Source organism: Massilia sp. CCM 8734, from assembly GCF_011682155.1.
In the GTDB taxonomy this organism is placed as follows: Bacteria; Pseudomonadota; Gammaproteobacteria; order Burkholderiales; family Burkholderiaceae_D; genus Telluria_A; species Telluria_A rubra.
In genome coordinates this window covers 81,987-87,986 of sequence record NZ_WHJI01000034.1, presented here as the reverse complement: position 1 = coordinate 87,986, position 6,000 = coordinate 81,987, and the positions used below count along the sequence as shown (strand labels likewise).

Below are 6,000 nucleotides of genomic sequence, written 5' to 3'. Positions count from 1 at the left end.
CGCGCTGGAGCGCAGCGGAAGGGCCGCGCCGAAGGGAATTCCCGAGCCCGAAGGGCCGAGACCCGGGCCTTACCGGGGCTCGGTTCACGAGAGGAACGGGTTTCGGCCCCAGATGTTGCTTTTTGCCGCTTGCTGTCAAATCAATGAGATGCTGCACATTTTGAATACATATCCGGGGCCCCGAGCCGTTCGTTCGGCACTTGGTCGATATGGCGATCGACAACGTACTCAACCAATATCAGTACTTTGTGGAACTGGTACTGGGTTGCTGGGGTCAGACCTTTGATGCTTAGGGGTCGGTTCTGCCACAGGTGCCAGGCTGGCGCGTGTGGTGATTGGCGGGCGGCTTGCTGTGTCCTGCGAGACCTCCGACGTTGGATCTTGCAGGCTCAAGGTTTGAGCATGGCAAATTTTCAACAACTTTGGTGAGCTCGGATCAGATATACTGTTTATTCATACAGTACTAGCCGTTATTTCGTGCAAACATTTCTATGCTGTGCCCCCCTCTCATCCCTGCACAAGGCGCCTCCGGCGTCATCGATTTAGCCCAGCTGCCTGATATTTGGAGAGCGAGCGAGCTCGCGGTATCGCGCGCGGTAACCATTTCCAGTGCTCACGTGATGCTGGACGCGGAGTTGCCGAACAGGGGTTGGCCACGCTCCTGTTTGACCGAGTTGCTCCTGCAAGCCGGTGGCATAGGCGAGCTTCAGTTGCTCAAACCTGTACTTCAAATGCTGTCGGCTACTCGCCGGATTGCTTTGGTCCAGCCACCGTATATTCCGCACGCAATGGCCTTCCAAACTTGGGGCATCGAAACCTCACGGCTATTGTGGATGCGGGCGGCAAGCACTGGTGACGCATTGTGGACTACTGAACAAATTCTCAAAAACGGTTCGTGCGGTGCAGTACTTTTATGGCAAAACAATATCCGTCCCGAATCCCTTCGGCGCCTGAACTTAGCTGCCCAGTCGGGGGACACCTGCTTTTGGCTCCTGCGCCCCTTGGTGGGCGCAGCTGAAGCGTCGCCGGCGCCTCTGCGCCTAGGCCTGCGCCCGGCCAACGGTGGCGTATCCATTTCCATCATCAAGCGGCGCGGCCCTGCCTCCGCCGAGGCTTTTTTCGTGCCCCTGCCGGACATGCCGGTGCGGCGCCATCAACCGGAGCACGATCATGCGGTGTCTGATCAGCCTGTACCTGCCGTTGTTGCCCTTAGAATCCCTGCGCCCCTCCTGGTCTGAGCCTGGTCGCTATGCCGTCATTGATAGCGGGCAGGTGCAGGTAGCTTCAACACTGGCAATGGCGGACGGTGTACATCCTGGTATGCGGGTGGGTGGCGTTGCTGCGCTCTCGCCGGCAACGGTCATGCTCGAGCGCGACCTTGCGCGCGAGATTGCCGCCCTGGAAGCGATCGCTCTGGCCATGATGCAATACACGCCTGACGTTGCGTACGAAAACGATCAGGGGGTGCTGCTTGATGTGGGTCCAAGCCTACGTCTCTTCGGCGGGATGCGGCGCCTGTGTTCTCTGGTACGACACAGCGTTACCAGGCTGGGACTCACCGTGGTGCTGGCAGCAGCACCTACCGCCGGCGGCGCTTGGCTTTTGGCGCGAACCCCACGTAAGCGCAGCGACATCCTTCGAAGGCGGTGCGTGCGCGAGTCGACGCTGAGAACGTTGCTCGACAGCCTCGATTGCCAACTGCTTCCCATGACCACGCCATATCGAGCTTGGCTACACGCTATTGGCGTGGCTGACCTGGGCGGGCTGCGGCGTCTGCCCCGCGCCGGTTTATTGCGCCGCACCAGCAAAGCCATGGTACAAGAACTCGATCGTGCCTACGGTGACCTTCAAGAAATGCGGAAGTGGATCCGGCCGCCAGCGCACTTCACAGCGTATGTGGAGACTTTTGAGCGGGTTGAGCACGCAGAGGCGCTTATGGCAGGTGCAACAGGTCTCATCTTGCAGATGACGGGTTGGCTCACTGCCCAGCAGCTGGCGGTGTCTACGTTTACCCTGGCGCTTGAGCATGAACGTGGCCGCGCCGCCGTAGCGCCAACAGTGCTGTCAATTACGCTTGCCGAGCCGGTGTGGAAGGAAGATCACTTGCTGCGCCTGTTGAAGGAGCGTTTGGCAAAAACCGAGTTGTCGGCATTCGTGCTCGGGCTCAAGCTGGATGCCAGTCAACTGCACCCCATGGCGCCGCCCACCGAGGATCTGTTTCCCGAGCCAGGTGGCTCCCCGGAAGACTTCAATCGCTTGCTCGAACTGCTGGCAGCCCGTCTAGGCGCGGAGAACGTGCTAATGCCGTTACAGGAACCCGACCACCGACCGGAAGTGTGCAATAGCTGGGTGCCAGCCTCGGCGAGGATACGCACGGGCGCCTCGCGCGACCCGGAGCTGCTTGAGCGGCCCTCGCTCGTGCTGCCCAAGCCAATCCGGCTGCTGGTCCGTAACGAGAGGCCGTTTTACGGCAGTCCGCTACGCATCATTAGTGGGCCGGAGCGGATCGAGGCTGGGTGGTGGAATGATCAGACAGTAGCGCGCGACTACTATGTTGCCCAGGGCGAGGACGCGTCGTGCTTCTGGATTTATCTGGAGCGTACGGCTGACGCCCAGTGGTACCTGCATGGACTGTACGGTTAAATGCCCGCCGCGCCACCACGTGTCCCTAACCCGGCCGCCTCGGACGGCATGCTCCCTGCCTACGCGGAGCTGCAGTGCGTGAGTCACTACACGTTCCTGCGTGGCGCGTCGGCGCCTGAGCAGCTTGTCGCGCGCGCGGCCGAACTGGGGTACCACGCGCTGTGCATCGCTGACGAATGCACGATGGCCGGCGCAGTGAAAGCGCATTTAGCGGCAAAGGAGGCAGGGCTGAAACTGGTAATTGGCAGCCAGATGACCGTCACACCGATTGACGGCAGCCATCCGTTTGCGCTGCTGATCCTGGCGGAAAACAAAAACGGATATGGCAACCTTTGCGAGCTTATCACTGCGGCCCGAATGCGCGCGCCCAAGGGGAAATATCTGGTGCGCCCGAATGATATCGCGGCCCCGCCTGCTGACTTGGCTCATCTGCGCGGCATGCCCGATTGCCAACTTGTTTTGCTGCCGCGTTACGGTGCACCGCGTGAGGAACTCGACAAGCAGGGGGCCTGGCTGCTGCATTGTGCGCCGGGGCGGGCGCGCATCGCCATCACCCTTCATTTCCGCTCGCGCGAGGATTCTCACAGGGCCACTGTAGCAGCGGTCGCGGAGCACTATCACCTTCCGATGGTGGCGACGGGGGACGTAATGATGCACGTCCGCTCGTTCAAGCCCGTGCAAGACACGATGACGGCCATTCGACACAACGTTCCGGTGGCCGAGTGCGGACGGCGTCTGGCGCCTAACGCGGAGCAGCATTTACGCCAGCGCCTGCGTCTCGGAAACATCTACAGCCGTCCCGCACTGGCGGAAACGGTGCGGCTGGCCAACCGGTGCAACTTCAGCCTGGACGAATTGCGTTACGAGTATCCCCAAGAGTTGGTACCCGAAGGTGAGACGGCAACTACTTACCTGCGCAAACAGGCGTACATTGGCGCCCATTGGCGCTATCCCTCCGGTATCCCGCACAATGTACAGGAGCTAATTGAGCGCGAGCTGGCGTTGATTGCAGAGATGCAGTACGAGAATTACTTTTTGACGGTGTATGACATCGTTGCCTTCGCCCGGACCAACAAAATACTGTGCCAAGGACGCGGCTCAGCTGCCAATTCCGCCGTCTGCTTTTGTCTCGGGGTCACCGAAGTCGATCCAGCGCGCGGTACCCTGCTCTTCGAACGGTTCATTTCAAAGGAGCGCGACGAACCGCCAGACATCGATATCGACTTTGAGCACCAAAGGCGCGAAGAGGTGATTCAGTACCTGTACAAGAAATATGGGCGTACCCGCGCCGCGCTGACGGCGGTTGTGACCAGCTACCGGCCGAAAAGCGTGCTGCGCGACGTGGGTACTGCGCTGGGCGTCGACTTATCGATCGTTGACAAGGTCGCAAGCGCGGCTAGCGGGTACTCGGGCCGGACAGACATGCGCCAACGGCTTACGGACTGCGGCATGGACCCTGATTCCGAGGTTGCCGAGCGCTGGAGTGGGCTCGTTGAACATATGCTGAATTTTCCCCGCCATATGTCGCAACACCCCGGAGGCTTCGTACTGGCGCGAACAAAGCTTTCGCGCCTGGTGCCGGTAGAAAATGCGAGCATGGAGGACCGCACAATTATTCAATGGGATAAGGACGATATCGACGCCGTTGGGCTTTTGAAAGTGGACATCTTAGCGCTCGGAATGCTGAGCGCCATTCAACGCACCTTGGAGATTATTAGTGCTGAACGGGGCGAGCGTTTTGAATTAAAAGACGTGCCGGCCGAGGATCCGGCGACATACGAAATGATCACGCAGGCCGACACGATAGGCGTATTCCAGATCGAAAGTCGCGCCCAGATGTCCATGCTGCCGCGAATGAAGCCGCGGACATTTTACGATCTGGTCATCGAGGTGGCCATCATTCGCCCAGGACCAATTCAAGGTGGCATGATCCATCCCTACCTACGCCGGCGCGAGGGTACCGACCCGGTGTCGTACGAAAGCCAGGACATGGAAAGCGTGCTTTCACGTACGCTCGGCATCCCGATCTTTCAGGAGCAGGTGATGCAGATTGCAATGGTGGCCGCAGGTTTTACCGCAGGCGAAGCGGACCAGCTGCGCCGGGCCATGGCTGCGTGGAAGAGGAAGGGTGGTCTGGAAAAATTCGAAGAGAAGCTCATGGACGGCATGGCCGCACGCGGCTATAGCCCCGAGTTCGCCGTGGGCATCGTCGGCCAGATTCGCGGCTTTGCCGAATACGGGTTTCCGGAATCCCACGCCGCCAGTTTTGCGTTGCTGGCATATGCTTCGAGCTGGCTCAAATGCCACGAACCCGCCGCTTTCTTGACCGCTTTGCTCAACAGTCAGCCCATGGGCTTTTACTCGCCCTCAGCGCTCGTGCAAGACGCGCAACGCCACGGTGTGGAGGTGCTGCCAGTGGATGTGTTGGTGAGCCGTTGGGAGGCTGCGCTGGAAACGGCTTCGAGCGGGAAACGTGCAGTGCGGCTTGGGTTGAACAATGTGCGCGGCATGCAACGCGAAGCGGCGTGGCGCATTGAAGAGGCGCGCGCTGCGCGCCAGTTCCAGAATGTCCACGATCTTGGTCTGCGTGGGGCGCTCGATGCCGATATCCTCAAGCTGCTCGCGTCAGCTGGTGCACTGGCTGGCCTGACCGGGAACCGGCGTCAGGCCATGTGGATGGCTGCCGGCAGTGCGCCCGGTCGCGACCTGCTGCGCGAAGCACCTGTGCATGAGGAGGAACTGATCCTGCCAGCACCGACCGAGGGCCAGGACCTGGTTCAGGACTACCTTCGTACTGGCCTCACACTCGGGCGCCATCCCTTGGCCCTGCTGCGTGACTGCCTTCATGCTCAGCGTTTTGTGCAAGCCGGGGTACTGCACCATTATCCGGACGCGTGCCTGGCCCGCGGCTGCGGCCTAGTGACGGTGCGCCAACGTCCTGGTACCGCCAACGGCGTGGTATTTATCACGCTTGAAGACGAGACCGGCAACGTGAATGTGATCATCTGGCCCAGTCTGGTTGAGCAGCAGCGGCGCGAGGTGATGAGCGCCCGGTTGCTCGGCGTGTATGGCCAGTGGCAGTCGAAGAACAACGTTCGGCATCTGGTAGCCAAACGACTGGTGGATCTGTCACATCTCCTTGGCGAGCTCGACACACGTAGTCGAGATTTTCATTAAACAGAGATGCTAGGCTGACCGCTACAGGTCGCGCCCGCTCGATGAAGCCAATCAGGCACATCGGGACATGCTCAATGGCGGGATGCGCCTCTGGCGCAACCTCGCTGGAGACGATGACGAACCAGTCGGTGCTCCGGGATCAAGAGACTGACGCCAGGCCGCCGTGACGTATTTGCGTTA

At 60.4% G+C, this 6,000-nt stretch carries 3 protein-coding genes; all 3 read left to right on the top strand.

Annotated elements, in window-relative coordinates; all coding sequences use genetic code 11:
- The first annotated feature begins 491 nt into the window (after nt 1–491).
- Genes imuA through F2P46_RS25850 form a run of 3 tightly spaced genes read left to right on the top strand, consistent with a single transcriptional unit; the run spans nt 492 to nt 5,820 of the window.
- Entirely contained in the window at nt 492–1,238 is a 747-nt protein-coding gene (gene imuA / locus F2P46_RS25860; RefSeq protein WP_166895678.1) for a translesion DNA synthesis-associated protein ImuA, read from the top strand.
- Nucleotides 1,171–2,643 (top strand): DNA polymerase Y family protein, encoded by a 1,473-nt coding sequence (locus F2P46_RS25855; RefSeq protein ID WP_166895676.1) that lies wholly within the window; start codon nt 1,171–1,173, stop codon nt 2,641–2,643. Before imuA ends, F2P46_RS25855 begins: the two co-directional genes overlap by 68 nt.
- A gap of 48 nt (nt 2,644–2,691) precedes the next feature.
- Complete coding sequence (locus tag F2P46_RS25850; protein WP_208296775.1) at nt 2,692–5,820, top strand: error-prone DNA polymerase; 3,129 nt, start codon at nt 2,692–2,694, stop codon at nt 5,818–5,820.
- The last annotated feature ends 180 nt before the right edge of the window (nt 5,821–6,000 follow it).

Coding starts and splice junctions, on each gene's coding strand:
- imuA (WP_166895678.1), top strand. CDS start 492: ATGCTGTGCCCCCCTCTCATCCCTGCACAAGGCGCCTCCGGCGTCATC.
- F2P46_RS25855 (WP_166895676.1), top strand. CDS start 1,171: ATGCGGTGTCTGATCAGCCTGTACCTGCCGTTGTTGCCCTTAGAATCC.
- F2P46_RS25850 (WP_208296775.1), top strand. CDS start 2,692: ATGCTCCCTGCCTACGCGGAGCTGCAGTGCGTGAGTCACTACACGTTC.